This window comes from Mesorhizobium sp. M1D.F.Ca.ET.231.01.1.1 (assembly GCF_003999155.2).
Lineage (GTDB): Bacteria > Pseudomonadota > Alphaproteobacteria > Rhizobiales > Rhizobiaceae > Mesorhizobium.
On record NZ_RZOZ02000135.1, the window covers coordinates 1 to 345 of the forward strand.

Genomic DNA, 345 nt, shown 5'->3' on the forward strand with positions numbered 1-345 from the left:
TCGCGCTTTTCTTCGCGACGTAGCCCCGGACGGGACCGGTTGCGTTTTCCGCGCCCTGCCCGTCAACGGTAATCTGCTGAAGGACGGTTGTGTCCTGCGCGTGCACCATCGCAGGCGCCAGCAAAACTACGGCAGCCGTTCCCAAAGCCAGATGGCGCAAAAACATCCCATGCAAATTTTTCAAGATATGCCCCGAAAACATCGCGACCATATTGATATCCCAAGGGTCGCAGCACCTCAATTAAGCTGAGTATTTACATCAGGATTAAGGCCCGATGCTTGTCGTTTTCTGGGTGGATTTGAAGCTTATTGGCCTCTTGCACAATTTTTCGCCCGCAATTTATC

General features: G+C 52.5%; 1 protein-coding gene. It reads right to left on the reverse strand.

Annotation, left to right across the window (positions count from 1 at the left end):
- Window positions 1–211 (reverse strand): hypothetical protein (locus EN874_RS32645; RefSeq protein WP_189396747.1); only part of this gene is annotated, 211 nt, incomplete at its 3' end.
- Between the last annotated feature and the right edge of the window lie 134 nt (window positions 212–345).